The organism is Streptomyces hokutonensis, assembly GCF_000376565.1.
GTDB lineage: Bacteria > Actinomycetota > Actinomycetes > Streptomycetales > Streptomycetaceae > Streptomyces > Streptomyces hokutonensis.
This window is the reverse complement of the sequence record NZ_BARG01000020.1, coordinates 22550-47794: the sequence shown is the minus strand read 5'-3', so window position 1 is coordinate 47794 and position 25245 is coordinate 22550. Positions and strand designations below refer to the sequence as shown.

25 protein-coding genes are annotated in these 25245 nt (G+C 70.2%); 14 read left to right on the top strand and 11 right to left on the bottom strand.

All coding sequences use genetic code 11. The annotated features are described in order from the left end of the window. Positions 1-35: 35 nt before the first annotated feature. From SSP08S_RS09905 to SSP08S_RS09895, 3 genes are all read right to left on the bottom strand, one after another. Complete coding sequence (locus SSP08S_RS09905) at positions 36-830, bottom strand: SURF1 family cytochrome oxidase biogenesis protein (protein WP_019067429.1); 795 nt, start codon at positions 828-830, stop codon at positions 36-38. A 72-nt stretch (positions 831-902) separates the two neighbouring features. Next, a complete protein-coding gene (locus tag SSP08S_RS09900) occupies positions 903-1136 on the bottom strand; it encodes a metallothionein (protein ID WP_078532401.1) in 234 nt (77 codons plus the stop codon). 94 nt (positions 1137-1230) lie between these two features. After that, positions 1231-2220 carry a DEDDh family exonuclease gene (locus SSP08S_RS09895; protein ID WP_026178346.1) on the bottom strand — a complete coding sequence of 330 codons (990 nt, stop codon included), beginning with the start codon at positions 2218-2220 and terminating at the stop codon, positions 1231-1233. Between the two features lie 172 nt (positions 2221-2392). On the opposite strand from SSP08S_RS09895, the gene SSP08S_RS09890 reads away from it, so the two are divergent. The 8 genes from SSP08S_RS09890 to SSP08S_RS09855 all read left to right on the top strand — a co-directional run bounded on the left by SSP08S_RS09890 (position 2393) and on the right by SSP08S_RS09855 (position 10104). After that, entirely contained in the window at positions 2393-3190 is a 798-nt protein-coding gene (locus tag SSP08S_RS09890) for an acetoacetate decarboxylase family protein (protein ID WP_019067426.1), read from the top strand. Continuing rightward, complete coding sequence (locus tag SSP08S_RS09885; protein ID WP_019067425.1) at positions 3190-4074, top strand: SDR family NAD(P)-dependent oxidoreductase; 885 nt, start codon at positions 3190-3192, stop codon at positions 4072-4074. The genes SSP08S_RS09890 and SSP08S_RS09885 overlap by 1 nt, the downstream gene beginning before the upstream one ends. A gap of 10 nt (positions 4075-4084) precedes the next feature. Then, entirely contained in the window at positions 4085-5368 is a 1284-nt protein-coding gene (locus tag SSP08S_RS09880) for an amidohydrolase family protein (protein WP_019067424.1), read from the top strand. Beyond that, positions 5365-6612 (top strand): amidohydrolase family protein, encoded by a 1248-nt coding sequence (locus SSP08S_RS09875; RefSeq protein WP_019067423.1) that lies wholly within the window; start codon positions 5365-5367, stop codon positions 6610-6612. Before SSP08S_RS09880 ends, SSP08S_RS09875 begins: the two co-directional genes overlap by 4 nt. 25 nt (positions 6613-6637) lie before the next feature. Then, positions 6638-7360 carry a VIT1/CCC1 transporter family protein gene (locus SSP08S_RS09870; protein WP_019067422.1) on the top strand — a complete coding sequence of 241 codons (723 nt, stop codon included), beginning with the start codon at positions 6638-6640 and terminating at the stop codon, positions 7358-7360. Positions 7361-7486: 126 nt separating this feature from the next. After that, positions 7487-8353, top strand: a complete 867-nt coding sequence (locus SSP08S_RS09865; RefSeq protein WP_019067421.1) for a sterol desaturase family protein — start codon at positions 7487-7489, stop codon at positions 8351-8353. Next, positions 8350-9015, top strand: coding sequence for a lysoplasmalogenase (locus SSP08S_RS09860; RefSeq protein ID WP_019067420.1), 666 nt, complete (start codon positions 8350-8352; stop codon positions 9013-9015). Before SSP08S_RS09865 ends, SSP08S_RS09860 begins: the two co-directional genes overlap by 4 nt. A gap of 42 nt (positions 9016-9057) precedes the next feature. Further along, positions 9058-10104, top strand: a complete 1047-nt coding sequence (locus SSP08S_RS09855) for a zinc-dependent alcohol dehydrogenase family protein (RefSeq protein WP_019067419.1) — start codon at positions 9058-9060, stop codon at positions 10102-10104. 32 nt (positions 10105-10136) lie between these two features. Here SSP08S_RS09855 and SSP08S_RS09850 read toward each other — a convergent pair whose 3' ends face one another. The 3 genes from SSP08S_RS09850 to SSP08S_RS09840 all read right to left on the bottom strand — a co-directional run bounded on the left by SSP08S_RS09850 (position 10137) and on the right by SSP08S_RS09840 (position 14303). After that, the gene (locus SSP08S_RS09850) at positions 10137-11147 is read right to left on the bottom strand and encodes a CopD family protein (protein ID WP_019067418.1); all 1011 of its coding nucleotides are present in this window, start codon (positions 11145-11147) and stop codon (positions 10137-10139) included. A gap of 100 nt (positions 11148-11247) precedes the next feature. Continuing rightward, positions 11248-12639, bottom strand: a complete 1392-nt coding sequence (locus SSP08S_RS09845; protein ID WP_019067417.1) for a CoA transferase — start codon at positions 12637-12639, stop codon at positions 11248-11250. Between the two features lie 131 nt (positions 12640-12770). After that, positions 12771-14303 (bottom strand): S8 family serine peptidase, encoded by a 1533-nt coding sequence (locus tag SSP08S_RS09840; protein ID WP_019067416.1) that lies wholly within the window; start codon positions 14301-14303, stop codon positions 12771-12773. 312 nt (positions 14304-14615) lie between these two features. Between SSP08S_RS09840 and SSP08S_RS09835 the strand changes: the two genes are divergently transcribed. The 3 genes from SSP08S_RS09835 (at position 14616) to moaA (ending at position 17736) form a co-directional block, all read left to right on the top strand. Next, the gene (locus SSP08S_RS09835) at positions 14616-14972 is read left to right on the top strand and encodes a DUF485 domain-containing protein (RefSeq protein WP_019067415.1); all 357 of its coding nucleotides are present in this window, start codon (positions 14616-14618) and stop codon (positions 14970-14972) included. Further along, on the top strand, positions 14969-16588 hold the full coding sequence (locus SSP08S_RS09830) for a monocarboxylic acid transporter (protein WP_019067414.1): 1620 nt from the start codon (positions 14969-14971) through the stop codon (positions 16586-16588). The genes SSP08S_RS09835 and SSP08S_RS09830 overlap by 4 nt, the downstream gene beginning before the upstream one ends. 158 nt (positions 16589-16746) lie before the next feature. After that, positions 16747-17736: a GTP 3',8-cyclase MoaA gene (gene moaA, locus SSP08S_RS09825; RefSeq protein WP_019067413.1), complete on the top strand. Its 990-nt coding sequence runs from the start codon at positions 16747-16749 to the stop codon at positions 17734-17736. Positions 17737-17782: 46 nt separating this feature from the next. On the opposite strand, the gene SSP08S_RS09820 is transcribed toward moaA, so the two are convergent. Together SSP08S_RS09820 and SSP08S_RS09815 are read right to left on the bottom strand one after the other, a co-directional pair. Beyond that, positions 17783-18001: a hypothetical protein gene (locus SSP08S_RS09820; RefSeq protein WP_019067412.1), complete on the bottom strand. Its 219-nt coding sequence runs from the start codon at positions 17999-18001 to the stop codon at positions 17783-17785. Between the two features lie 223 nt (positions 18002-18224). After that, positions 18225-18623, bottom strand: coding sequence for a DUF3099 domain-containing protein (locus SSP08S_RS09815; RefSeq protein ID WP_019067411.1), 399 nt, complete (start codon positions 18621-18623; stop codon positions 18225-18227). A gap of 247 nt (positions 18624-18870) precedes the next feature. Here SSP08S_RS09815 and SSP08S_RS09810 point away from each other — a divergent pair, with 247 nt between their 5' ends. Continuing rightward, the gene (locus tag SSP08S_RS09810; protein ID WP_019067410.1) at positions 18871-19149 is read left to right on the top strand and encodes a GlsB/YeaQ/YmgE family stress response membrane protein; all 279 of its coding nucleotides are present in this window, start codon (positions 18871-18873) and stop codon (positions 19147-19149) included. 58 nt (positions 19150-19207) lie between these two features. On the opposite strand, the gene tyrS is transcribed toward SSP08S_RS09810, so the two are convergent. Genes tyrS through SSP08S_RS09795 form a run of 3 tightly spaced genes read right to left on the bottom strand, consistent with a single transcriptional unit; the run spans position 19208 to position 23436 of the window. Continuing rightward, positions 19208-20476, bottom strand: a complete 1269-nt coding sequence (gene tyrS / locus SSP08S_RS09805) for a tyrosine--tRNA ligase (protein WP_019067409.1) — start codon at positions 20474-20476, stop codon at positions 19208-19210. A gap of 45 nt (positions 20477-20521) precedes the next feature. Beyond that, positions 20522-21916 (bottom strand): TldD/PmbA family protein, encoded by a 1395-nt coding sequence (locus SSP08S_RS09800; protein WP_019067408.1) that lies wholly within the window; start codon positions 21914-21916, stop codon positions 20522-20524. Then, positions 21913-23436, bottom strand: coding sequence for a TldD/PmbA family protein (locus tag SSP08S_RS09795; protein ID WP_019067407.1), 1524 nt, complete (start codon positions 23434-23436; stop codon positions 21913-21915). The genes SSP08S_RS09800 and SSP08S_RS09795 overlap by 4 nt, the downstream gene beginning before the upstream one ends. Before the next feature lie 241 nt (positions 23437-23677). Here SSP08S_RS09795 and fabG point away from each other — a divergent pair, with 241 nt between their 5' ends. Further along, positions 23678-24382 carry a 3-oxoacyl-[acyl-carrier-protein] reductase gene (fabG, locus tag SSP08S_RS09790; RefSeq protein WP_019067406.1) on the top strand — a complete coding sequence of 235 codons (705 nt, stop codon included), beginning with the start codon at positions 23678-23680 and terminating at the stop codon, positions 24380-24382. A gap of 5 nt (positions 24383-24387) precedes the next feature. After that, positions 24388-25155, top strand: coding sequence for an enoyl-ACP reductase FabI (fabI, locus tag SSP08S_RS09785; protein WP_019067405.1), 768 nt, complete (start codon positions 24388-24390; stop codon positions 25153-25155). Positions 25156-25245: the final 90 nt, after the last annotated feature.

Genomic DNA, 25245 nt, shown 5'->3' with positions numbered 1-25245 from the left:
CCCAGGTCGGGGCCGGGCGGGTGAAGCGCGGCGGGTCAGACCGTCGCCGGTTCCGCCCGCTCTGTCTCCTGCTCCTTGGCCGCCGCCTCCCGGCGGTCGCGGGCCTCGCGGCGGGCCAGGACGACATAGCCGACCGGTACGGCCGCGGCGAACAGCCACCACTGGATCATGTACGCGTAGTTCAGCGGGGCGTCTTCCTTGCCCGGGTCGGAGATCTGCTCCGGGGTGCCGCCCTTCGCCTCGGGTGCCGTCTGCTCGACGTAGCCGCCGAGCACCTGGGCGTGCAGCCGCTTCGCCTGCTCTTCACTGTTGATCAACATGATCTGCCGGTCGGGCAGGCCCTTGATGTCCTTGATGCCGCTCGCCGCGGTCGTCTCGTCGGCCATCAGGCGCCCGGTGATCGTGGTCGTGCCGCTCGGCGGCGCGGGGATCTTCGGGAAGGCGGTCTGCGCGCCGTTCGCCGGGATCCATCCACGGTTGATCAACACCACCTTGCCGTCCGTCAACACGAACGGGGTGAGTACATGGAAGCCGACCTCGTCGTCGTCATTGGTGCGGCGCCGGACGACGACTTCCTTGGAGGTCTCGAAGGTGCCCGTCGCGGTGACGGTGCGGTACTTCTCGGTGCGGGTGACCGCGTGTCCGGGGGTGCTGATCTGCTCCACGGGGACCGGCTTGGCGTGCAGGGCGTTGGTGACCAGCTGGTTGCGGGCGCTGCGCATCTCGTAGCGGTGCATCTGCCAGATGCCCAGCCTGATCATCGTGGGGATCAGGAGGAGGGTGATCAACGCGAGGATCACCCACTGCCGGGACATCAGGAAGCGGTACACCCCACGACCGTACAACTCGGTCGTGGGGCGCATTGAGGGGGGTACCGGAAGGGGCCCCTTGGGGCCGGCGGCTCACACCTTGTCGATGATCCCCACCTTCCCCTCCGCCCGGGCACAGTGGCCGCCGCAGAACCAGTGGCCCTCGACCTCCACGCCCTGGCCGATGATCTGCACCCGGCAGTGCTCGCAGATCGGGGCCATGCGGTGGATCGCGCAGGAGAAGCAGTCGAAGACGTGTACCGCGCCCTGCGCGTGCACCTCGAAGCTCATGCCGTAGTCATTGCCGCACACTTCACATCTCGCCATGCGCCACAGGGTGAGCCGTCCGCCCGGCACGGGCGAGCGGGCGTGGGGCGAGTCGCGCCCCAATCACCCGTCCGTACGGCTCCCCGTGGCGCGCTCAGTCCGCCTGCTCGACATCCCGGAGCAGTTGCCCGAACGCCGCCTCGTCCACCACGGGCGTGCCGAACTGCCGCGCTTTGACCACCTTCGAGGTGCCCGAGTCCGGGTCGTTCGTGACGAGCAGGCTGGTCAGCCGGGACAGGCTCGTGGCGACATGCAGACCGGCCTCCACGGCACGGTCCTCCAGGAGCTCGCGCTCGATGGACGTGTCCCCGGAGAACGCGATCCGCATCCCCTGCTTGAGCGGCTTGCCGTCCTCGAACCGTCCCGGGTTCGGGTACGGGCACGCGGGCCGCTTGCGCGCGGGACGCCAACTGCCCGCCCCGTAGCCGCTGTAGCCGCCCCCCTGGTGACCGATCCGGGGCGCCGGCCGGTCCGCGGTCCACTCGGTCAGCGGCCGGCACTCGTGCAGCGGCAGCCGTACGCCGCTGCTCGCCGCCGCCCGCAGGCTCGGCCGGAACGCCTCGGCGAGCACGCGCGCGTCGTCCAGCGCGTGGTGCGCGCGCTGCTGCACGACACCGAAGTGCGCCGCCAGGGACTCCAGCTTGTGGTTGGGCAGCGGGAGGGCCAGCTCCTTGGAGAGCGCGATGGTGCACAGCCGCTGCCGCACCGGGGGATCGATCTGCACGCGCGCGTACTCCCGCGCGATCATCTGCCAGTCGAAGACCGCGTTGTGCGCGACCAGCACCCGGCCCTCCAGGCGGGTCGCGAACTCCTCGGCGATGTCCTTGAAGAGGGGCGCGCCCTCCAGTACGTCACTCGTCAGACCGTGGATCCACACCGGGCCCGGATCACGCTCCGGGTTGACCATCGTGTACCAGTGGTCCTCGACCTCGCCGAGCGCGTCCAGCCGGTACACGGCCGCGGAGATTATCCGGTCGTCCCGGGCCAGACCGGTGGTCTCCACGTCAACCACCGCATACCCCTGGGGATACGCGGCCGGCCACGGAGTGGCTGCGGACACTGCGGGCGAGTGGTCTTCGAGCATGGTCACTGAGGATACGGGCCGTCACTGACAGCCCTGTCCCTCAGGTGCCTTGTCCCGCCCGCCCGTTCGGGTCCGCCGAACGCACGCGCGCGTGGCTATGGACCTTTCGCCCGCCCGGTGCAAGCGTGCTGCCCGCCTGACGGATGACGGCCTACGAAGGGCGGTACGGCGTATGGCACGCGTACGGTACGGCGCACGGACCGAGGCGGAGATCGCCGCCGCACGCACGGCGAGCGCGAAGCTCCCCGACATCTGGTCCACCGGTGTGGTGGCTGTCTGGGAGAGCGACCCGGACGCGGTCGCGGCGGTCCTGCCGCCACCCCTCAAGCCCACCGGGCGGCCCCTGGTCCGGGTGAACATCAGCAAGGTCGAACTGACCGGATACCCCCTGGGCGCGGGCTCGTTCGCGGTCGCCGCCGCGCACGACGGCGTCGAGGGCTGGTACCCGCTGGTCATGCCGATGACCCACGAACGGGCCCTCACCGGCGGCCGTGAGGTCTTCGGCGAGCCCAAGAAACTCGGCGAGGTGACCGTCGAACGCGTGGGCCTCGTCGTGCACGCGTCCCTGGCCCGGCACGGCATCGCCTTCGTCGAGGTGCGCGGCGCGGTCAGCGAGGAACTGCCCCTCCCCGGGCCGACGCAGAAGACCGACTTCTACTTCAAGTTCCTTCCCGCGGTGGACGGTTCGGGCTTCGACGCCGACCCGGTGCTCGTGCACTGCCTGCGCAACGAGAAGGTCCGCCGCCTCGAACGCGTCACCGGGGACGTCGTCCTGCGCGAGTCCATGTACGACCCGGTCGCCGACCTCCCCGTACGCACCCTCGTCGACATCACCATCGGCGAGAAGACCAGCGACCAGCGAGGCAAGGTCGTCGAACGGGTCGACGCGCGGGCCCTGTTGCCGTACATCCACCAGCGCTACGACGATCCGCAACAGGTCCATGACGGCCCACCCGAGGGGAGCGTCTGATGGAGTTGAGGGAGGGTCAGGTTGCCGTCGTCACCGGGGCCGCGAGCGGGATCGGACTCGCGATGGCACGGAGATTCGCCGCCGACGGGCTCAAGGTGGTCCTCGCCGACGTCGAGGAGGGAGCCCTCGACAAGGCCGCCGCCGATCTGCGCGCCGACGGTGCCGACGTGCACGCGCGCGTGGTCGACGTCGGCGTACGCCAACAGGTCCTGGATCTGGCCGAGTCGGCGTACGACACGTACGGCGCCGTCCATGTCCTGTGCAACAACGCGGGGGTCGGCTCGGGCGCCGAGGGCCGGATGTGGGAGCACGAACCCAACGACTGGCAGTGGGCGTTCGCCGTCAACGTGTGGGGCGTCTTCCACGGCATCCAGGCGTTCGTGCCGAGGATGATCAAGTCCGGTCAACCCGGTCATGTCGTCAACACGTCCTCCGGGGACGGCGGTATCGCCCCGCTGCCCACCGCCTCCGTGTACGCCGTCACCAAGGCCGCCGTCGTGACGATGACCGAGTCCCTGTACGCCCACTTGAAGGCCGAGCACGCGCGCGTGGGCGCCTCGGTGCTCTTCCCGGGGCCGCACATGCTGCGCACCGGCCTGTGGGAGTCGCACCGCAACCGGCCCGCCCGGTACGCGAAAGAGCGCCCCCGTAGGACGCCCTACCGCAGCCTCGACCAGTGGGAGAGCGCGATGAAGGCGGCGGGCAAGGACGTGGCCTTCACGCCCGTCGAGGAGGTCGCCGACCTCGTCGTGGACGGCATCCGCGCGGACCGCTTCTGGCTGCTGCCCGAGAGCGAGCACAGCGACGCCCAGATCAGGGCCCGGGCTGCATCGATGCTCGACCGGGCGAACCCGTCGTACCTAGAGAGCTTCATCCTGGACTGAGGGGGCTGTTGTGACCGACCAGGAGCCGTACCTGATCATCTCCTCCGACTGCCACGCCGGGCTGCCCACCGAGGAGTACCGGCCCTATCTGGACGCCCGGTTCCACCGGGACTTCGACGAGTTCCTCGCCGGACGCGACCGGCGCCGCGAGGAGATGACCCGGCTCGGCATCCGCAACGAGGCGTTCGCGGCCAAGTGGTTCCACGACAACGAGGAAGGCCTGCGCGGGGGTTGGGACACCGCGCAGCGCCTCAAGGAGCTGGACGGCGACGGGGTGGCCGCCGAGGTGGTCTTCCCGGACGCCGACGCCGTGGACAGCCAGACGGCCGCGCCCTTCGGCGTCGGTCTCGGTCTCTCCGGTGACCAGGACCCCGAGTTGGGCATGGCGGGCGCGCAGGCGCACAACCGCTGGCTCGCCGACTTCGTCTCCGAGAACCCCCAACGGCACTGCGGAGTAGCCCTGTTGCCGGTGACGGCCCCCACGGAGAAGGTCGTCGCGGAGATCCACCGCGCCAAGGAGTCCGGGCTCGGCGCCCTGATGATCCCCTCCATGTGGGTCGACAAGGAGCCCTACCACGACCGCCGTTACGACCCCGTGTGGGCTGCCGCCGCCCAGTGCGCGATGCCCGTACTGACCCACTCCGGGGCCGCGCCCCGCCACGAGTACGGCGACCACCTGGGCATCTACGTCAGCGAGGTGACCTGGTGGCCCGCCCGGCCGCTCTGGTTCCTGCTCTGGTCCGGGGTCTTCGAACGCCACCCGGGTCTCAAGTTCGGTGTCGCGGAGTCGGGTTGCTGGTGGCTGCCGAACCAGCTGTGGTTCATGGACCGCCTCTACCTGGGCGCCCACGGCGGCAAGAAGCTCTCGCCGTTCGCGGAGCTGAAACGCCCGCCGAGCGAGTACCTAGACCGGCAGGTCTTCGTCTGCGCCACCAACACCAAGCGCCGCGAACTGGCCCAGCGCTACGAGATCGGCGTCGACAACATCCTCTGGGGCAGCGACTTCCCGCACCCCGAGGGCACCTGGCCCGACACGCGCGCGTGGCTGAAGCGCACCTTCCACGACATCCCGGTCGACGAGACCCGCCGCATGCTGGGCCTGGCGGCGGCCGACGCCTTCGGCTTCGACGTGGCGGCCCTGGAGCCGCTGGCCCGCCGGATCGGCCCCACCCCCGCCGAACTCGGCCAGCAGGACGACCAGGAGGCCGTGAGGGCGTCCTGGGCGCGCTCCCGCGAGGTCGGCCGGCACTGGCTGACCGACCACGACTTCCCGGTGCTGGGGGTGACTCCATGAGCGCCACGGGCCCCACGGGCGCGGACCGGTACACGGTCATCTCGGCGGACTGCCACGCGGGCGCCGATCTCCTCGACTACCGGCCCTACCTGGAGAAGCGGTACCACGACGACTTCGACGCGTGGGCGGCCACGTACGTCAACCCGTACGAGGACCTGGTCGCCGACACGGCCGACAAGAACTGGAACTCCGCGCGGCGCATCGCGGAACTCGAACAGGACGGGATCGTCGCCGAGGTCGTCTTCCCGAACACCGTCCCGCCGTTCTTCCCGTCCGGCTCCCTCATGGCGCCCGCGCCGACGGCCGGGGAGTTCGAGCTCCGCTGGGCCGGTCTGCGCGCCCACAACCGCTGGCTGGCGGACTTCTGCGGGGCCGCGCCGGGCCGGCGGGCGGGTGTCTTCCAGATCCTCCTGAACGACGTCCAGGAAGCCGTCCGGGAGATCCGCTGGGCGGTCGAAGCGGGCCTCAGGGGCGGCCTGTTGCTCCCCGGCACCCCGCCGGGCTCGGGGCTGCCGGAGCTGTACTCGTCGACCTACGACCCGATCTGGGCCGTGTGCGCGGAACTCGGCGTGCCCGTCAACCACCACGCGGGCTCGGCGGCCCCGCCCCTCGGCGACGAACCGGCCGCCCGCGCGGTGTTCATGGTCGAGACGACCTGGTTCTCGCACCGCGCCCTGTGGCACCTGATCTTCGGCGGTGCCTTCCGCCGCCACCCGGACCTCAAGCTGGTGCTGACCGAGCAGGGCTCCGGCTGGATACCCGGGGTGCTCGACATGCTGGACTACTACCACGGGCGCCTCGTCGCGGCGGCGTCGAAGGCGACCACCGCGGAGTCCAGGTTCGGCGCGGGGCTCGCCGCCTCGATGGGCAAGGGTCCGTCCGAGGTCTGGCGCGACAACTGCTTCGTAGGAGCCAGTTTCATGCGCCCGCACGAGGTGCCCCTGCGCGACCGCATCGGCATCGAGAAGATCATGTGGGGCAGCGACTACCCGCACGACGAGGGCACCTATCCGTACTCCAGGGAGGGCCTGCGCTTCGCGTACGCGCGCGTGCCGAGCGACGAGGTCGCCGCGATGCTCGGCGGCAACGCGGCCCGCGTGTACGGCTTCGACCTGGACCTCCTGGACCCGATCGCGGCGAAGGTGGGACCGACGGTGACCGAGATCGCCGAGCCGTTGGAGGAGCCACCGGCGGACGCCACGAGTCCGGTGTTCGCGCGGGGGGCGTCGGTGCGGGTGTGGTGACGCGCGGGGTGGGATCCTCCGGAGTGTGACGGAACCGACCAAGGACGAGACCCACGACGAGGCCCACAACGGCACACTGGGCTCGCGGCTGAACTGGCTGCGGGCGGCGGTACTTGGGGCCAACGACGGCATCGTGTCCACCGCGGGGCTCGTCGTCGGCGTGGCCGGCGCCACGGACGACCGCTCGGCGCTGCTGACGGCCGGCCTCGCGGGACTCCTGGCCGGTTCGATGTCGATGGCGGCGGGGGAGTACGTGTCCGTCTCCACCCAGCGCGACTCGGAGAAGGCCGCCCTGGCCCAGGAGAAGCGCGAGCTGAAGGAGCAACCCGAGGCCGAGCTGGAGGAGTTGACCGAACTCCTCCAGGACCGCGGTCTGACCCGTGACGTGGCCATGGAGGCGGCGGCCCAGCTCACCGAACGCGACGCGCTGCGCGCCCACGCGCGCGTGGAGCTCAACATCGACCCCGACGACCTCACCAACCCCTGGCACGCGGCCTGGGCGAGCTTCCTGTCCTTCACGGTCGGCGCGCTGCTGCCGCTGCTGGCTATCGTCCTGCCCCCGGCCGGCTGGCGCCTCGGCGTCACCGTGGTGTCGTCGCTGGCCGCACTGCTCCTGACGGGCTGGAGCAGCGCACGGCTCGGCGCGGCGGACACGAGGCCGGCGATGCTGCGGAACGTGATGGGCGGGGCACTCGCGATGGGGGTCACCTATGCGGCGGGGGCACTGCTGGGGGCGGTGGGGGTGTAACGGGACCACAACCCGGGCGTGGCGGGCCCGTTGGCGGAGATCGCCAACAAGCAAGCGCGTACTCCCGGTAATACTTGTGGGTAACAACGTCTAGTCGTGACCGATTTACGGTCCTACGGTTCACCCATGCCGAACCTGCCCGATGCCGTGCTCTGGTCGATACCCGCCTTCGTGCTGCTCACCGTGATCGAGATGATCAGCGTGCGCGTCCACCCCGACGACGACGCGGCGGGCTACGAGGCGAAGGACGCCGCCACGAGCGTCGGCATGGGGCTCGGGAGCCTCGTCTTCGACTTCCTCTGGAAGATCCCGATCGTCGCGATCTACACCGCGATCTACGAACTCACGCCGCTGCGCGTGCCGGTGCTGTGGTGGACGATCCCGCTGATGCTGCTCGGGCAGGACTTCTTCTACTACTGGTCCCACCGCGGCCACCACGTGATCCGCATCCTCTGGGCCTGCCATGTCGTCCACCACTCCAGCCGCAGGTTCAACCTCACCACGGCCCTGCGCCAGCCCTGGACGACCCTCACGGTATGGCCGTTCTACGTTCCGCTCGTCGCCCTGGGTGTGCATCCCGCCGCGCTGGCGTTCTGCTCCTCGGTGAACCTCGTCTACCAGTTCTGGATCCACACCGAGCGCATCGACCGCATGCCCCGATGGTTTGAGTTCGTCTTCAACACGCCGTCCCACCACCGGGTCCACCACGCCTCCCAGGGCGGCTATATGGACCGCAACTTCGGCGGCATCCTGATCGTCTGGGACCGGCTCTTCGGGTCGTTCGTCCCGGAGGTCGACCGGCCCGTCTACGGGTTGACGAAGAACATCAACACGTTCAACCCGATCAAGGTCGCCACCCATGAGTACGTCGCCATCGCCAAGGACCTGAAGGCGGCGACCGGTTGGCGCGAGCGCGCGGGGCGGGTGTTCCGGGGACCGGGCTGGACGCCGGTGGCCGCGGTGGAGCAGGCCGAGGAGTCCGTGGCCGCGTGAGAGCGTCCCGGGCGCTCCTGGGTGCCTTCGTCCTCGCCACAGCCCTCGACCTCGCCGCCCTCGTCGTGGGCTTCCGCGCCGGCCACTTGGTCGCCAAGCCTCTGCTCATGCCGCTGCTCGCCGCGTTCGCCGCCCGCGCGGGCGGCCCCCGGCTCCTGGTCGCGGCTCTGCTGTGCGGCTGGGGCGGCGACGTCCTGCTGCTCTCCGACACCGACCCCGCGTTCATGGCCGGGATGGCCTCCTTCGCCGCCGGTCACATCTGCTACCTCGTCCTGTTCCGGCGCCAGGGTCCGCCACGCGCGCGTGCGGGTCTGCTCGCCGTCGGCTTCGCGGTCGCCCTCGTCACCCTGGTCGTCCTGCTGTGGCCCGGCCTGCCGGCCGGCCTCCGTGTCCCCGTCGCCGGCTACAGCACCCTCCTGACCGCCATGGCCTACGCCGCGGCCACCAGACTCGGGCCGGTCGCCGGGCTCGGCGGGGCGCTCTTCGTGCTCTCCGACACCCTCATCGCGACCGGTGTCGCCGACTGGCCGCAGCTGCCCCGGCCCGACTTCTGGATCATGCTCACCTATGCGGCGGCGCAGTTCCTGCTGGTCCGGGGCGCCCTCGATGCGCGGCCCGCACCGGCGGCGGCGTACCGTGAAGTGCGCTCGACCACCCCCTGAGCGCACCGCACCAGCAGACCAGCGACGAGAAGGACCCTCGCCATGCGCGCCACCACCATCCACGCCCCGTTCGACATGCGCGTGGAGGACGTGCCCGAGCCGATGGTGCAGCTGCCCACCGACGCCGTGGTCCGGGTGCTGCGCGCCTGTATCTGCGGCAGCGACCTGTGGGCGTACCGCGGCGAGGCGGCCCGGCAGCCGGGGCAGCGGATCGGACACGAGTTCCTCGGGATCGTCGAGGAGACCGGCTCCGAGGTGAACGGCGTCAGGGCCGGTGACCTCGTGGTCGCGCCCTTCATGTGGTCCGACGGCGTTTGCGCGTACTGCCGCGAGGGCCTCACCACCTCCTGCGTGCACGGCGGCTTCTGGGGTGCCGTGGGCTACGACGGCGGCCAGGGCGAGGCGGTACGCGTGCCCTTCGCCGACGGCACGCTCGTACGGCTCCCCAAGGAGGCGGCCTCCGACGACCACCTGCTGTCCGCCCTGCTGACCCTCTCCGACGTCATGGGCACCGGCCACCACGCGGCCCTCGGCGCGGGCGCCCGCAAGGGCGCCACCGTCGCCGTCGTGGGCGACGGAGCGGTCGGCCTGTGCGCCGTGCTCGCCGCCAAGCGCCTCGGCGCCGAGCGGATCATCGCCCTCGGCCGCCACGAGGCCCGCACAGACATCGCGCGCGACTTCGGCGCCACCGACGTCGTCGCCGAACGGGGCGAGGCCGCCGTCGAGGCCGTCCGCGAACTCACCCGCGGCCAGGGCGCGCACTCCGTAGTCGAAGCCGTCGGCACCGAGCAGTCCATGCGTACGGCCGTCGACATCACGCGCGACGGCGGCGCAATCGGCTTCGTCGGCGTGCCGCACGGCAGCGGCACCGGCCTCGACCTCGGCGTCATGTTCGACCGGAACATCGCCCTGCGCGGCGGAGTCGCGCCGGTCCGCGCGTACATCCCGGAGCTGCTGCCCGACATCCTGGACGGCACCATCGACCCCTCGCCCGTCTTCGACCTGACGGTCGGCCTGGAGGGCGTACCCGACGGCTACAAGGCGATGGACGAGCGCACGGCTCTCAAGGTCCTGGTCGTCAACGGTTGATCAACGCCGGAGTCGGTCAAGAGTTGATTCGATCAATGCCAGCGGATCGGCACCGGCAGGGCCGTCAACAGTCCGGACACCACGACCACCACCCCCAGGACGACGACCTCGGCCCGCGCGGGTGAGCAGGCGGCCAGCGGATCGGTGGCCCGCCGCAGCCGGTGGCGCGCCCACAGCGCGAGTACGGCGACGGTGGCGACGAGCAGCACCTTGGCGAGCAGGGTGCGCCCGTACGCCGTCGTCGTCAGCTGGTCCAGGATCGTGCCGGCCGGCATCCTGCGCAGCGAACTCCACACCCCCGTCGCGGTGATCGCGGCGAGCAGCACGGCGGCCACGCGCGCGTAGAGGCCCAACAGTGCGGCGCCGGCCGCGGAATCCCGCCACTGCCGCAGCGTCCGCAGCGCGTGCAGCAGCCCGCCGACCCACAGCGCCGCGCACGTCAGATGCACCAGGGTCAGCTCCGAGCCGACCAGCGCGCTGTGCTCGCCCACCGGGTGCGCGCGCAGCGCCTCCGCGAGGACCACGGCGGCAAGGGGCCACACCTGCAGAGCGGGCCGGCGCGACCGGGCGCACAGGGCCGCCACCGCGAACCCGTTGACCTCCAGGAGCGCCAGCTTCCCGTCGCGGGACTGGTAGAGGCCGCCGACGTCGATCTCGGCGAGGCTGTGCGGCACCAGATTGCCCGTCGCCACGACCGACGCGAGTCCCAGCGCGGCGACGAAACCGGCACCGGCCGCGTACAGGGCCCAACTCCGGGGGCCGTTCGGGGGAGCGCCGGGCACGGTGCGCGCCAGCCGGTTCACGAACAACTCGCCCAACGGCACGCACAGCGCGGCGAACAGCACCGCCCGCAGCAGCGCGATGCCGCCGACACCGGGCGCGGCGGCCTCCCCGGTGTCGTGCAGCGCGGCGGACGGGCCGAGCAGCGGGATCAGCGCGGCGAGCAGCACCAGGGCCAGTACGGCGACGGCCCGGCGCGTACCGGGGCGCCGCCCGGGGCCACTGGTGTCGGCCGCTTCGACAGTCGGTCGTATCAAGGTCACCCCAAGATCTTCACCAGCCGTCACAGAACCGGGCAAGTGCAACAAAACAACTGGCGGAACCGGATTCCGCTCATAGGTACGTTTCCGCCCCGCCCCCGGATCAAGCCCAACGAGCCGGGTCCGTGCCCCAACGACCCGGCGGGCGCGCCCAGTTCACGGGCCCGCCGGCGAAGGAGACCGGCGACAGCGCGTGCCGCAGCCGTCCGATACCGCTGCCGGTCTCGACCAGCCAGGCATCCGGCTGGTTGTACGCCGCCCCGCTCGGCTCGCTCCCGCTCACCGATTCGCCCGCTTCTCCGGCTGTCAGCCAAGCCGCGGTCCGTGCCAGCGCCAGCCGCAGTACGAGCCCGCAGCCTTCCTCCGACCGGTCCGTCAACGCCCGCAGCACCGAGGCCGCCAGCAGATACCCGGTCCCGTGGTCGAGAGCCTGCGCGGGCAGTGCGCCGGGCCGCTCGGGCGACCCCTCGGTGGCCGCGATGCCGGTGGCGACCTGCACCAGGCTGTCGAACCCGCGCCGCCCGCCCCACGGCCCGTACGCGCCCCACGCCGACAACTGCGCCACGATCAGCCCGGGCCGGCGGCCGGCCAGCGCCCCGGGGGAGAGCCTGAACCGGTCGAGGGCGCCCGGCCGGTACCCGGTGACGACCACATCGGCTTGCCCGAGCAGTTCCTCGAAGGTCCGCCGGTCGGCCGCCAGGCCGAGATCCAGCCGCGTCGACCGCTTCCCGAAACCGGTGTCGGCGTGCGCGTCGGGATCCTCGGGCAACTGCGGGGCGTCCACGCGCAGCACGTCCGCGCCCAGCAGCGCCAGCGTGCGGGTGGCGACCGGGCCCGCGATCACCCGGGTCAGATCGAGCACACGCACCCCGGCGGCCGGCAGCAACGGATCGCCGTCGAGCGGCGGCAGCGCACGCGCGCGTGCCGTGTCGAGCCGCTCGCGCTCGACGAGAGGCCGCCCGGCCACCGCGACTCCCTGCGGGTGTACGGCCCACTCCGCCGCCGTCCGCAGTGCGACCGCGAGGCCTCCGGCGCCGTACACGGTCTCCTCCACCTCCGAGGCGGACCGTTCGGCGAGCATGTCGGCCACGTCCGCCACGGAGGCGTCACCCGGCAGCCGCAACGCGTCCAGCAGCCGTGCCCGGTGGTGCGGATAGTTCGCGTGGGTGCGGACCCAGCCGTCGGCCGTCCGCCAGAACCGCGACAGCGGCGCGAAGGAGACCGGCGCCCGCCCGTCGATCAGCAGATGCCGCTCACTGACGAACGCCGTGGCGACGGCCCCGTCGTCCACCCGCACCCCGGGCACCTCCGCGCGCCCGGCCCGCCGCGCCCCCAGCTCGGCGGCGGCCAGCGCGCACGCTCCCACGCAGGCTCGGGCCAACTCCCGTACGGGAAGCCGTGCTTCGAGCGCCCCGTGGCGCGCGACGGTCGAAATACCCGGGACCAGGGCGGGATCGCCGCCCAGCGCGGCCCATGCCACCTTGATGTCAGTCATGACTGAACTATGCAGTATTGATTCGATCAATATATCTGGGGTGGCGATGCAGACATGAACGGGCCGGGCGGAGATCATCGAGATCCCGCCCGGCCCGCATCAACTGCATCAACAGAGAGAACAGGTACGAGCTACTTGACCGCCCGCAGCGCGTTCACGATGCCGAACCCGTAGAAGCCGTTGACGCGCTTGCCGCCGACGCAGGTCGCGTCCGCGATGCCGTCGCCGTTGGTGTCGTACACGTCGGTCGGGCAGCCCGGGTTGTCCGCCTCGGCCTTCAGCAGCGCCTGGAGCTGGGCCGGAGAGGCGTGCGGGTGGGTGGACTTCAGCAGCGCGGCCACGGCGGCGACGTGCGGGGTCGCCATCGACGTGCCCTGGAGGTAGCCGTACGTGTTGTTCGGCAGCGTGGACAGGATGCGGCCGTTCTTCGACGGGGTGTCCGGGATCTGCCGGGCGTCCCCGCCCGGCGCCGCCACGTCGATCACGCCCTTGCCGTAGCTGGAGAAGTACGACTTGGCCTTCGTGACACCGACCGAGCTCACCGTCACGACACCCGGCAGCTGGGTCGGCACGTCGAAGCACTCGTGCGGGTCGACCGTCCGGGTCACCGCGGTGGAGTCGTCGGGGCTGGAGTCGTCGACCAGGGCGTCGGAGTCGAGGTCGTCGTTGGAGTTGCCGGCCGCCGCGACATTGAGCGTGCCCTTGCTCTGGGCGTACAGCTGGGCCCTGTTGACCGCGTCGACGATGGCACGTTGATCGGGGTCGTCCATGCAGTTGTACAGCCAAGGATCAACGTAGTAGCTGTTGTTGGTGATCTCCACGCCGTGATCCGCGGCGAACACGAACGCGCAGACCACGCTCTCCGGGTAGAAGAGCTGGGTCGAGTCCGGCTCGGCCACGGTGATCCCGGAGACCTTCACGCCTGGGGCCACCCCCGCCACACCGATGCCGTTGCGGGCGGCGGCGATCTCACCGGCGACATGCGTGCCGTGGTAGTGGGCGGAGTCCACGGGACGCCAGGAGCCGTACGTCGTGTCCGCCTTGCCGCCCACGCAGTTCGCGGACTGCGAGGGGGAGAAGTTCGGGGCGATGTCCGGGTGGGTGTCGTCGACGCCGACGTCGATGACGGCGACCGTCACGCTCTTGCTGCCCGGGTTGATCTTCGCGGCCTTGTCGGCGCCGATCGCGGGCAGGTCCCACTGGTCGGCCTCGAGGGGCTCGCTGTCACCGGCCGTGGCGGAGGCCTTCGCCGTCTTCGCGGCCTGCTCCTTGGAGAGGTACTGCACCGCGCCCTCGTCGGTCGTCGAGGCGAGGCTCAGCGGCGCGGTGCGCGTGGCGCCGGCCGACTGCACACCGGGCACCTTGCGGATGATCAGCCCGAAGTCGGGGTTCGCCGAGTGCACGACGATCACGCCGATCTGCTCGTACGTCTCCACGATGCTGCCGCCGGCCGCATTGATCGCCTTCTTGACCGTGTTGATCGTCCGGTGGTCCAGTCGAGTGTTGACCACATACGAAAGGTTGGGCGCGTCGGCGGCCTGTGCGGTGGTCTCGGTGATCGGGACCGCCGAAGCCGCCGACGGGAGGAAACCGAGCGAGGCGGTCAGCGACAGCACGACCGGCACGGCGAGGGCGAGCCGGTGTCTGGGGCGCAGATGAGCCATGGGATCTCCACATCATCCGGAAACGAGATGGCCCGAGACGTGGTGCCGTTCGGGCAGGTACATGACGAGTGGTGCCAGCTGAAGTTATCTCCCGCGAGGGCTGGCCAGCAATGACTTCCCAAAGGCGAGTCCTGAAAGAAGTCAAAGGAGTTGAACCGGTCCACGCGTGGCGCCGTGACCTTGGGCAGGAAGCGCCAGCAGGATCGGGGACCCCCTCGATATCGCGCAGGGGAGTCGCCCGATCACTCCTGGTGGCGTGATCCGTAGGTCTGTGAGGTCGCAACCAGCATGTCCGCAACGCGAGGAGACACCGTGGCCACCGAGACACCACCGCCCTCGAAAGCCGAACGCAAACTCCCCAGTACCGAGGAGTTCGAACAGGTCCAGGAGAGCGCGGAGTTCGCCGAACTGCGCCGCGCCCACCGCTCCTTCGCCTTCCCGCTGACCGTCGCCTTCATCGCCTGGTACCTGCTGTACGTCCTGCTGTGCAACTACGCGGACGACTTCATGGACACCAAGGTCGTCGGCAACATCAACGTCGCCCTCGTTCTGGGCCTCGGCCAGTTCCTCACCACGTTCCTCATCGCCTGGTGGTACTCGCGGTACTCGGCCGCGAAGCTCGACCCCAAGGGTGAGGCCATCAAGTCCCGGATGGAGGGCGGCGCATGAGCCCCGTGATCACCCTGGCCGCCGGCGAGGCGAGCCAGCACCGGCCGCTGATCATCACCCTGTTCGCGGTCTTCGTCGCCGCGACACTCGTCATCACCGTGTGGGCGGGCCGCCAGACCAAGAGCGCCGCCGACTTCTACGCGGGCGGCCGGCAGTTCACCGCCTTCCAGAACGGCCTGGCCGTCTCCGGCGACTACATGTCGGCCGCGTCCTTCCTCGGCATCGCCGGCGCCATCGCCCTCTTCGGGTACGACGGCTTCCTGTACTCGATCGGCTTCCTGGTCGCCTGGCTGGTCGCCCTGCTCCTGGTGGCCGAACCGCTGCGCAACTCCGGCCGCTACACCATGGGCGACGTCCTCGCCTACCGCATGCGCCAGCGGCCGGTCCGTACGGCGGCCGGCACCTCCACCATCGTGGTGTCGATCTTCTACCTGCTGGCCCAGATGGCCGGCGCGGGCGTCCTGGTCTCCCTGCTCCTGGGCATCACCAGCGACGCGGGCAAGATCGGCATCGTCGCCCTGGTCGGCGTCCTGATGATCGTGTACGTCACCATCGGCGGCATGAAGGGCACCACCTGGGTCCAGATGGTCAAGGCCTGCCTGCTCATCGCAGGCGCCCTGCTGCTGACCTTCCTGGTGCTGCTGAAGTTCAACTTCAACGTCTCCGACCTGCTCGGCAAGGCCGCCGACAACAGCGGCAAGGGCTCCGCCTTCCTGAACCCCGGCCTCAAGTACGGCGCCACCGGCACCACCAAGCTGGACTTCATCTCCCTGGGCATCGCCCTGGTCCTCGGCACCGCCGGCCTGCCGCACATCCTGATCCGCTTCTACACGGTGCCCACCGCCAAGGCCGCCCGTAAGTCGGTCAACTGGGCCATCGGCCTCATCGGCGCCTTCTACCTGATGACCCTGGCCCTCGGCTTCGGCGCCGCGGCACTGATCAAACCGGACGAGATCATCGCCTCCAACAAGGCGGGCAACACGGCGGCCCCCCTCCTGGCCCTCCATCTGGGCGGGGTCGACTCCAACTGGGGCGCCATCCTCCTGGCCAGCATCTCGGCCGTCGCCTTCGCCACGATCCTCGCGGTCGTCGCCGGCCTCACCCTGGCCTCGTCCTCCTCCTTCGCCCACGACATCTACGCCAACGTCATCAAGCGGGGACAGGCGACGGAGAAACAGGAGATGGCCGCCGCCCGGTACGCCACGGTCGGCATCGGCGCCGTCTCCATCCTCCTCGGCGCCCTCGCCCGCGACCTGAACGTCGCCGGCCTGGTGGCCCTCGCCTTCGCGGTCGCCGCCTCCGCCAACCTCCCGACCATCCTCTACAGCCTCTTCTGGAAGCGCTTCACGACTTCAGGGGCCCTGTGGTCGATCTACGGCGGCCTGGTCACCGCGGTCGGCCTGGTCCTGTTCTCGCCGGTCGTCTCCGGCAAACCCGCCTCGATGTTCCCGGACGTCGACTTCCACTGGTTCCCCCTGGAGAACCCCGGCATCATCTCCATCCCGGTCGGCTTCCTGCTGGGCTGGCTCGGCACGATCCTCTCCAAGGAGGAGCCCGACACCGCCAAGTACGCGGAGCTGGAGGTACGGTCCCTGACCGGCACCGGAGCCCACTGAGTCGCTCCGAGTCCCCCCACGCCGACGGCCGCGTCGTAGATCCCTACGACGCGGCCCCGTCGTACCTCGTGGGATCGGGCCGCTCTCGTTGTCAGAGGTGTCGCGTAGGCTCGCAGGTGTCGGAAAACATGCGATCCGAATCGAGGGAGGAGGCCCACGTGCTCATCGACACCTATGGCCGAGTGGCCACCGACCTGAGGGTTTCGCTGACCGACCGGTGCAACCTCCGGTGTACGTACTGCATGCCCGAGGAGGGCCTGCAGTGGCTGGCGAAGCCCGACCTCCTCACGGACGACGAGATCGTCCGCCTGATAGACATCGCGGTCACCTCCCTCGGTATCGAGGAGGTCCGCTTCACCGGCGGCGAGCCCCTGCTGCGCCCCGGCCTGGTCGGCATCGTCGAGCGGGTCGCGGCCCTTAAGCCCCGCCCCCGGATGTCCCTCACCACCAACGGCATCGGCCTCAAGCGCACGGCGACCGCCCTGAAGAAGGCGGGCCTGGACCGGGTCAACGTCTCCCTGGACACCCTGCGCCCGGACGTCTTCAAGACCCTCACCCGCCGCGACCGACTCAAGGACGTCCTCGCGGGCCTGGAAGCCGCTCACGACGCGGGCCTGACCCCGGTGAAGATCAACTCGGTGCTCATGCCGGGCCACAACGCCGACGAGGCCCCGGACCTGCTGGCCTGGGCCGTCGCGCACGACTACGAGCTGCGCTTCATCGAGCAGATGCCCCTGGACGCCCAGCACGGCTGGAAGCGCGAGGGCATGGTCACGGCCGGCGACATCCTCGCCTCCCTCCGCACCCGCTTCGAGCTGACCCCCGAAGACACCGACGAGCGCGGCTCGGCCCCGGCCGAGCGCTGGATCGTGGACGGCGGCCCGCACCGCGTGGGCGTCATCGCCTCGGTCACCCGCCCGTTCTGCGCGGCCTGCGACCGCACGCGCCTGACCGCCGACGGCCAGATACGCAACTGCCTGTTCGCCCGCGAGGAGACCGACCTCCGTACCGCCCTGCGCTCGGGCGCCCCGGACGAGGAGATAGCCCGCATCTGGCGCCAGGCGATGTGGGGCAAGAAGGCGGGCTCGGGCCTGGACGACCCGTCGTTCCTCCAGCCGGACCGCCCGATGTCGGCGATCGGCGGCTGAGCAGCCGTCGTAGACGAAGGGGTCCTGACGGGACTTCGAACGGGCGTTACGAGGTCTCGGGCGCTTCCCAGTCCTCGAACTTGACGACGTCCTTCAGGAAGCCCCGTACACCGAGGAACTGGGACAGGTGCTCGCGATGCTCCTCGCACGCGAGCCACGTCTTGCGCCGCTCCGGCGTGTGGACCTTCGGGTTGTTCCACACGAGGACCCACACGGCGTCGGCGCGGCAGCCCTTCGCGGAGCAGATGGGTGTCTCGTCACTCACGGGAACTCACGGAATTCGTCTCACAGATGCGCTGAAAAGGCGACGCCGAGCAGCCACGGGGGGAGCTGCCCGGCGTCGGTCTGTCGCTCCGACGGGGGATGCGGAGCGCGTACGAAGTATGTCACGGGTAACCGGTCGCTCGGCACCGGAACAACATGATTGATCTGAGCTTTTCTTGAGCTTGGTGCGGAGCCGACTTCCGTTTATGGCACGTTCGCCATGGTCACGACCGGCCCTGCGGTTCGCCCCGGGCACCGGGCGTCGGCTCCGGCACGACCTCTTCCGGGACGGGTTCCGCGACGCCCTCGTCCGACCGCGGCGGCATGATCATCGGCCGCAGCGGCGCGGTGACGAACGTCGACGGCAGACCGGGCGCGTTCTCCCGCCCGGCGTTCGCGATCACCACGGCGACATAGGGGAGAAGCACACCGAGAACCAACGCGACGATCGCGACGTGCCGTTCGACGTTCCACAGGGAACAGGCGAGAATCACCGACACCGTACGGATCGACATCGAGATGACGTACCGGCGCTGCCGACCGCGGACATCCTCCGCGAGTCCCGTCCGGGCTCCGGTGATCCGGAACACCTGGGCGTTGCCTTCGCCGTGCAGCTTCCGCATCACATTCCACCATCCGCCCGCATCGGACTCTCCCCGGCCCGCAACCCCGGTTCGCACCCGATCCGGGAACCGGGCCCCGACACCACCAACGTTACGCCGCGCCTGCGCCGCCTTCGAGACCGGGGCACCCCAGGTCCGGGCGAGCAACCTGCGCCATACCACGTACGGCCCTACCCGACATGCGGCGTACGGCGACCGGGCCCACACTTGGCGTAATGCTCACGTCGAGCCGTACAAGGAGGCAGCCATGGGCTGGTTGTGGGCGATCATCGTGGGATTCGTGCTGGGCCTGATCGCGAAGGCGATCATCCCGGGCAAGCAGCACAGTCCGCTCTGGCTGACCACCATCTGCGGCATTCTCGGCGCCATCGTCGGCAACGCGATCGCCCGGGCGTTCGGCGTCGAAGCGACCAGGGGCATCGACTGGAGCCGCCACGCGTTCCAGCTCATCGCCGCGATCATCATCGTCTTCGTGGTCGACATGGCGTACATGGCGACAATCGGCAAGAACAAACAACGAGCCTGACATCCCTATGGCGAAGGGGCGGCCTCCCGAACCGGGAAACCGCCCCTTCGCCATGCGCTCAAGCGCCCGTGACCTCAACGGCGGCAAGATTCTTCTTGCCCCGCCGAAGCACCAGCCACCGCCCATGAAGGAGATCCTCCGTGCCCGGCACGGCATCCTCCGCGGCGACCTTCACGTTGTTCACGTAGGCCCCGCCCTCCTTCACGGTCCGCCGCGCGGCGGACTTGCTCGCCACCAGGCCGACCTCGGTGAACAGGTCGACGACCGGGCCGAGTTCGGCGACCTGGACGTGCGGCAGCTCGGAGAGGGACGCGGCGAGCGTCTTCTCGTCCAGCTCCGCCAGCTCGCCCTGCCCGAACAGCGCCTTGGACGCGGCGGTCACCGCGGCCGTCTGCTCGGCGCCGTGCACCAGCGTCGTCAGTTCCTCGGCCAGCGCGCGCTGCGCGGCACGCGCCTGCGGACGCTCCTCGGTCTGCCGCTCCAGCTCCTCGATCTCCTCGTGCGACTTGAAGCTGAAGATGCGCAGGAACTTGGAGACGTCCCGGTCGTCCGCGTTCAGCCAGAACTGGTAGAAGGCGTACGGCGTGGTCATCTCGGGGTCGAGCCAGACCGTGCCGGACTCCGTCTTGCCGAACTTGGTGCCGTCGGCCTTGGTGATCAGCGGCGTACCCAGCGCGTGCACCACGGCCTCCGGGTCGACCCGGTGGATCAGGTCGGTGCCCGAGGTGAGGTTGCCCCACTGGTCGCTGCCGCCGGTCTGGAGCGTGCAGCCGTGCCTGCGGTACAGCTCCAGGAAGTCCATGCCCTGGAGGATCTGGTAGCTGAACTCGGTGTAGCTGATGCCCGCGTCGGAGTTGAGCCGCCGGGAGACGGCCTCCTTCGCGATCATCTTGTTGACCCGGAAGTGCTTGCCGATGTCCCGCAGGAACTCGATGGCCGACAGGCCCTGGGTCCAGTCCAGGTTGTTGACCATGATCGCCGCGTGCGGGCCCTCGAAGTCCAGCAGCGGGGCGATCTGCGCGCGCAGCCGCTCGACCCACTGGGCCACGACGTCCGGCGAGTTGAGCGTCCGCTCCGCGTTGGGCTTCGGGTCGCCGATCAGACCCGTGGCACCGCCGACCAGGCCCAGCGGACGGTTGCCCGCCTGCTGGATCCGGCGCATGGTCAGGATCTGCACGAGGTTGCCGAGGTGCAGGCTGGGCGCGGTCGGGTCGAAACCGCAATAGAACGTGACGGGACCGTCCGCGAACGCCTTGCGCAATGCGTCCTCGTCAGTGGAGAGGGCGATGAGCCCCCGCCACTGCAGTTCGTCGACGATGTCCGTCACGGTTCTCGTATCTCCTTGGGATGGTCTCGTGGATCAGGTACGAGGTTATACGCCCTGACTGACAGAGCTCATATTGAAGTCCGGCACCCGCAGCGCGGGCATCGCAGCCCTAGTGAACCAGTCGCTCCATTCCCTCGGCAGCGTCTTTTCCGTCCGCCCCGCCTCGGTGGCCCGCCCCAGCAGATCCACCGGCGACTCGTTGAACCGGAAGTTGTTCACCTCGCCCGCCACCTCGCCGTTCTCGACGAGGTAGACGCCGTCCCGGGTCAGCCCGGTGAGCAGCAGCGTCGCCGGGTCGACCTCGCGGATGTACCAGAGGCAGGTGAGCAGCAGCCCGCGCTCGGTGCTCGCGACCATCTCCTCCAGGGAGCGGTCCTCGCCCCCGCTGAGGATGAGGTTGTCGATGGACGGAGCCACCGGCAGCCCGGTCAGGCCCGCGCTGTGCCGACTCGTCAACAGGTGCTGCAACTCGCCCTCGCGCACCCAGTCGGTCGCCGCCAGCGGCAGCCCGTTGTCGAACACCGACTGGTCGCCCCCGGAGGTGTGGGCGAGCACGAACGGGGCGGATTCCAGGCCCGGTTCGTTCGGGTCGCTGCGCAGCGTCAGCGGCAGCTCGGTGAGCTTCTCGCCGACGCGGGTGCCACCGCCCGGCTTGGAGAACACCGTGCGGCCCTCGACCGCGTCCCGCCCCGACGCCGACCACATCTGGTAGATCAACAGGTCGGCGACCGCGGTCGGCGGCAGCAGCGTCTCGTACCGCCCGGCGGGCAGTTCGATCTTCCGCTCGGCCCAGCCCAGTCGTACGGCCAACTCGGCGTCCAGGGCCGCCGGGTCCACGTCCTTGAAGTCCCGGGTCGAGCGGCCGGCCCAGGCCGAGCGCGTACGGTCCGGGGACTTGGCGTTCAGCTCCAGCGTCCCGTTGGGCTGGTCGTGGCGCAGGCGCAGCCCGGTCGACGTACCGAGGTAGCTGGTCACCAGCTCGTGGTTGGCGAAGCCGTACAGCTCGCGGCCGCCCGCACGCGCGCGTGCGAACGATTCGCCGAGCGCCGGGGCGAAGTCGGTGAACACCGAGGACGAGGTCTCGGAGGGGCCGTCCGTGAAGTCGGGCGACTGAGCGACACCCGTGACGAGCGGCTGCGCGTCCTCGGCGGGCTCGGCCCCGCGCGCGGCTGCCTCGGCGGCGCGTACGAGCGGTTCCAGCTCCTCCGGGGTGACGGCGGACCGGGACACGACCCCCGAGGCGGTGCCCTCCTTGCCGTCGACGGTCGCGATGACGGTGAGCGTGCGCCCGCGCGTGACACCGTTCGTGGTCAGCGCGTTGCCCGCCCAGCGGAGGTTGGCGGTCGAGTGCTCGTCCGCGATGACGACACAGCCGTCGGCCCGGGACAGTTCGAGGGCGCGCTCGACGATCTCGTGCGGCTTGTTCGTACGAGGACTCATCGACCGGCCTCCTGCGTGGTGTTGAGGATGTTGACGCCCGTGAAGAGGGCCGACGGGCAGCCGTGCGAGACGGCGGCGACCTGGCCCGGCTGGGCCTTGCCGCAGTTGAAGGCGCCGCCCAGGACGTAGGTCTGTGGGCCGCCGACGGCCGCCATGGACCCCCAGAAGTCGGTGGTCGTCGCCTGGTACGCGACGTCCCGCAACTGTCCGGTGATCCGGCCGTTCTCGATCTTGAAGAAGCGTTGCCCGGTGAACTGGAAGTTGTAGCGCTGCATGTCGATCGACCACGACCGGTCGCCGACCACATAGATCCCGCGGTCGACCCCGCCGATCAGATCCTCCGTGGAGAGCCCGGCCGGGTCCGGCTGCAGCGACACGTTGGCCATGCGCTGCACGGGGACATGGCCGGGGGAGTCGGCGTACGCGCAGCCGTTGGAGCGGTCGAAGCCGGTCAACTTGGCGATGCGGCGGTCGAGTTGGTAGCCGACCAGGGTGCCGTCCTTGACCAGGTCCCAGGACTGGCCCTCGACGCCCTCGTCGTCGTAGCCGATGGTCGCGAGGCCGTGCTCGGCGGTGCGGTCGCCGGTGACGTTCATGCGCTCGGAGCCGTACTTGAGCTTGCCGAGCTTGTCGAAGGTGGCGAAGGAGGTGCCGGCGTAGGCGGCCTCGTAGCCGAGCGCGCGGTCCAGTTCGGTGGCGTGGCCGATGGACTCGTGGATCGTCAGCCAGAGGTTCGAAGGGTCTACGACGAGGTCGTAGAGGCCCGCCTCGACGCTGGGCGCCCGCATCTTCTCCGCGAGCAGCTCGGGAATCCGGGCCAGCTCCTCGTCCCAGTCCCAGCCGGTCCCCGTGAGGTACTCCCAGCCGCGGCCCACGGGCGGCGCGATGGTGCGCATCGAGTCGAACTCGCCGCTCGACTCGTCGACCGACACCGCGTTGAGCTGCGGGTGCAGCCGGACGCGCTGCTGGGTGGTCACGGTCCCCGCGGTGTCGGCGTAGAACTTGTTCTCGTGCACGGTGAGCAGCGACGCGTCCACGTGGTTGACGCCGTCCGCCGCGAGCAGCCGGGCGCTCCAGTCCGCCAGCAGCCCCGCCTTCTCCTCGTCGGGCACCGAGAAGGGATCGATCTCGTACGACGAGATCCACGTCCGCTCCTCGTGCACGGGCTCGGCGGCCAGCTCGACGCGCTCGTCCGAACCGGCCGCCTTGATCACCTGGGCGGAGAGCTTCGCCATCGCCACCGCCTGCGAGGCGACCTTCGCGGCGGCGTCCAGGCTCAGGTCCACGCCCGACGCGAACCCCCAGGTGCCGCCGTGCACGACCCGCACCGCGTACCCGAGGTCGGTGGTGTCCGACGTACCGGCCGGCCGGGCGTCCCGCAGCCGCCAGGACGCGCTGCGCACCCGCTCGAACCGGAAGTCCGCGTGCTCGGCCCCCAGCGCACGCGCGCGTGCCAGCGCGGCGTCGGCCAGGGCGCGTAGCGGAAGCGCCGTGAAGGCTTCGTCGATGGAATGAGGCACGGAGGTCTCCCTGCTGTCGTGGCCTGTGGAGTCCGATCATGTCGCGCGGACAGGTGCGGGGACCACACGTTTCCGCTCGGAGTCGGCTCTTTCTGTAGAGACCCGACAGCGAGTCCCCCGAGCCACTGTCGGTGCCCGATTGTCCCGTGGCGCGGGCCGACCGATAGGTTTTCGACAAGGCCGTCTGTCAACCAGGGAGTACCGGGCAGGCGCGCAGGACCGCTATCGAAAGGGTGATCCGTTGAGCCGCTCGGTTCTCGTCACCGGAGGCAACCGGGGCATCGGCCTCGCCATCGCCCGTGCGTTCGCCGACGCCGGCGACAAGGTCGCGATCACGTACCGCTCGGGTGAGCCGCCGGCCGGCTTCCTCGCTGTGAAGTGCGACATCACCGACACCGAGCAGGTGGAGCAGGCCTACAAGGAGATCGAGGCCGAGCACGGCCCCGTCGAGGTCCTGGTCGCCAACGCGGGCGTCACCAAGGACACGCTCCTGATGCGCATGTCCGAGGAGGACTTCACCTCGGTTCTCGACACCAACCTCACCGGCACCTTCCGCGTCGTCAAGCGCGCCAACCGCGGCATGCTGCGCGCCAAGAAGGGCCGCGTCGTCCTCATCTCGTCGGTCGTCGGCCTGATGGGCGGCCCCGGCCAGGCGAACTACGCCGCCTCCAAGGCCGCCCTGGTCGGCTTCGCGCGTTCGCTCGCCCGTGAGCTGGGTTCGCGCAACATCACCTTCAACGTCGTCGCGCCCGGCTTCGTCGACACCGACATGACCAAGGTGCTCAGCGACGAGCAGCGCGAGAACATCGTGAAGCAGGTACCGCTCGGCCGTTACGCGCAGCCCGAGGAGGTCGCCGCGACGGTGCGGTTCCTCGCCTCGGACGACGCCTCGTACATCACTGGAGCCGTCATCCCTGTTGACGGCGGACTGGGAATGGGTCACTGATCACCATGAGCGGAATTCTCGAGGGCAAGCGTGTCCTGATCTCCGGTGTGCTGCTGGAGTCCTCCATCGCCTTCCACGCCGCCAAGCAGGCCCAGGAGCAGGGCGCGGAGATCATCCTGACCGCGTTCCCGCGGCCCACGCTGACCGAGCGCATCGCCAAGAAGCTCCCCAAGCCCACCAAGGTCATCGAGCTCGATGTCACCAACAACGAGCACCTGGCGCGCCTCGCCGACGTCGTGGGCGAGGAGCTGGGCGGCCTCGACGGCGTCGTGCACTCCATCGGGTTCGCGCCGCCGGACGCGCTCGGCGGCAACTTCCTCAACACGCCGTTCGAGTCGGTCGCCACGGCCATGCACGTCTCGGCGTTCTCCCTGAAGTCGCTGACCATGGCCTGCCTGCCGCTGATGCAGAACGGCGGCTCGGTCGTCGGCCTCACCTTCGACGCGTCCTTCGCGTGGCCGCAGTACGACTGGATGGGCCCGGCCAAGGCCGCCCTGGAGGCCACCAGCCGCTACCTCGCCCGCGACCTGGGCAAGCAGAACATCCGCTGCAACCTCGTCTCCGCGGGCCCGCTCGGCTCCATGGCCGCCAAGTCCATCCCGGGCTTCAGCGAGCTGGCCTCCGTGTGGGACAACCGCTCACCCCTGGAGTGGGACCTCAACGACCCGGAGCCGGCCGGCAAGGCCATCGTCGCCCTCCTGAGCGACTGGTTCCCGAAGACCACGGGCGAGATCGTCCACGTGGACGGCGGCCTGCACGCCATCGGCGCGTGACGCTGCCGACGCACTGTGCATGAAGGCCCGCACCGCACAGGTGCGGGCCCTCGTCGTGTCACCCGTTCGGCCCCTCCGGCCGGGCGGGGA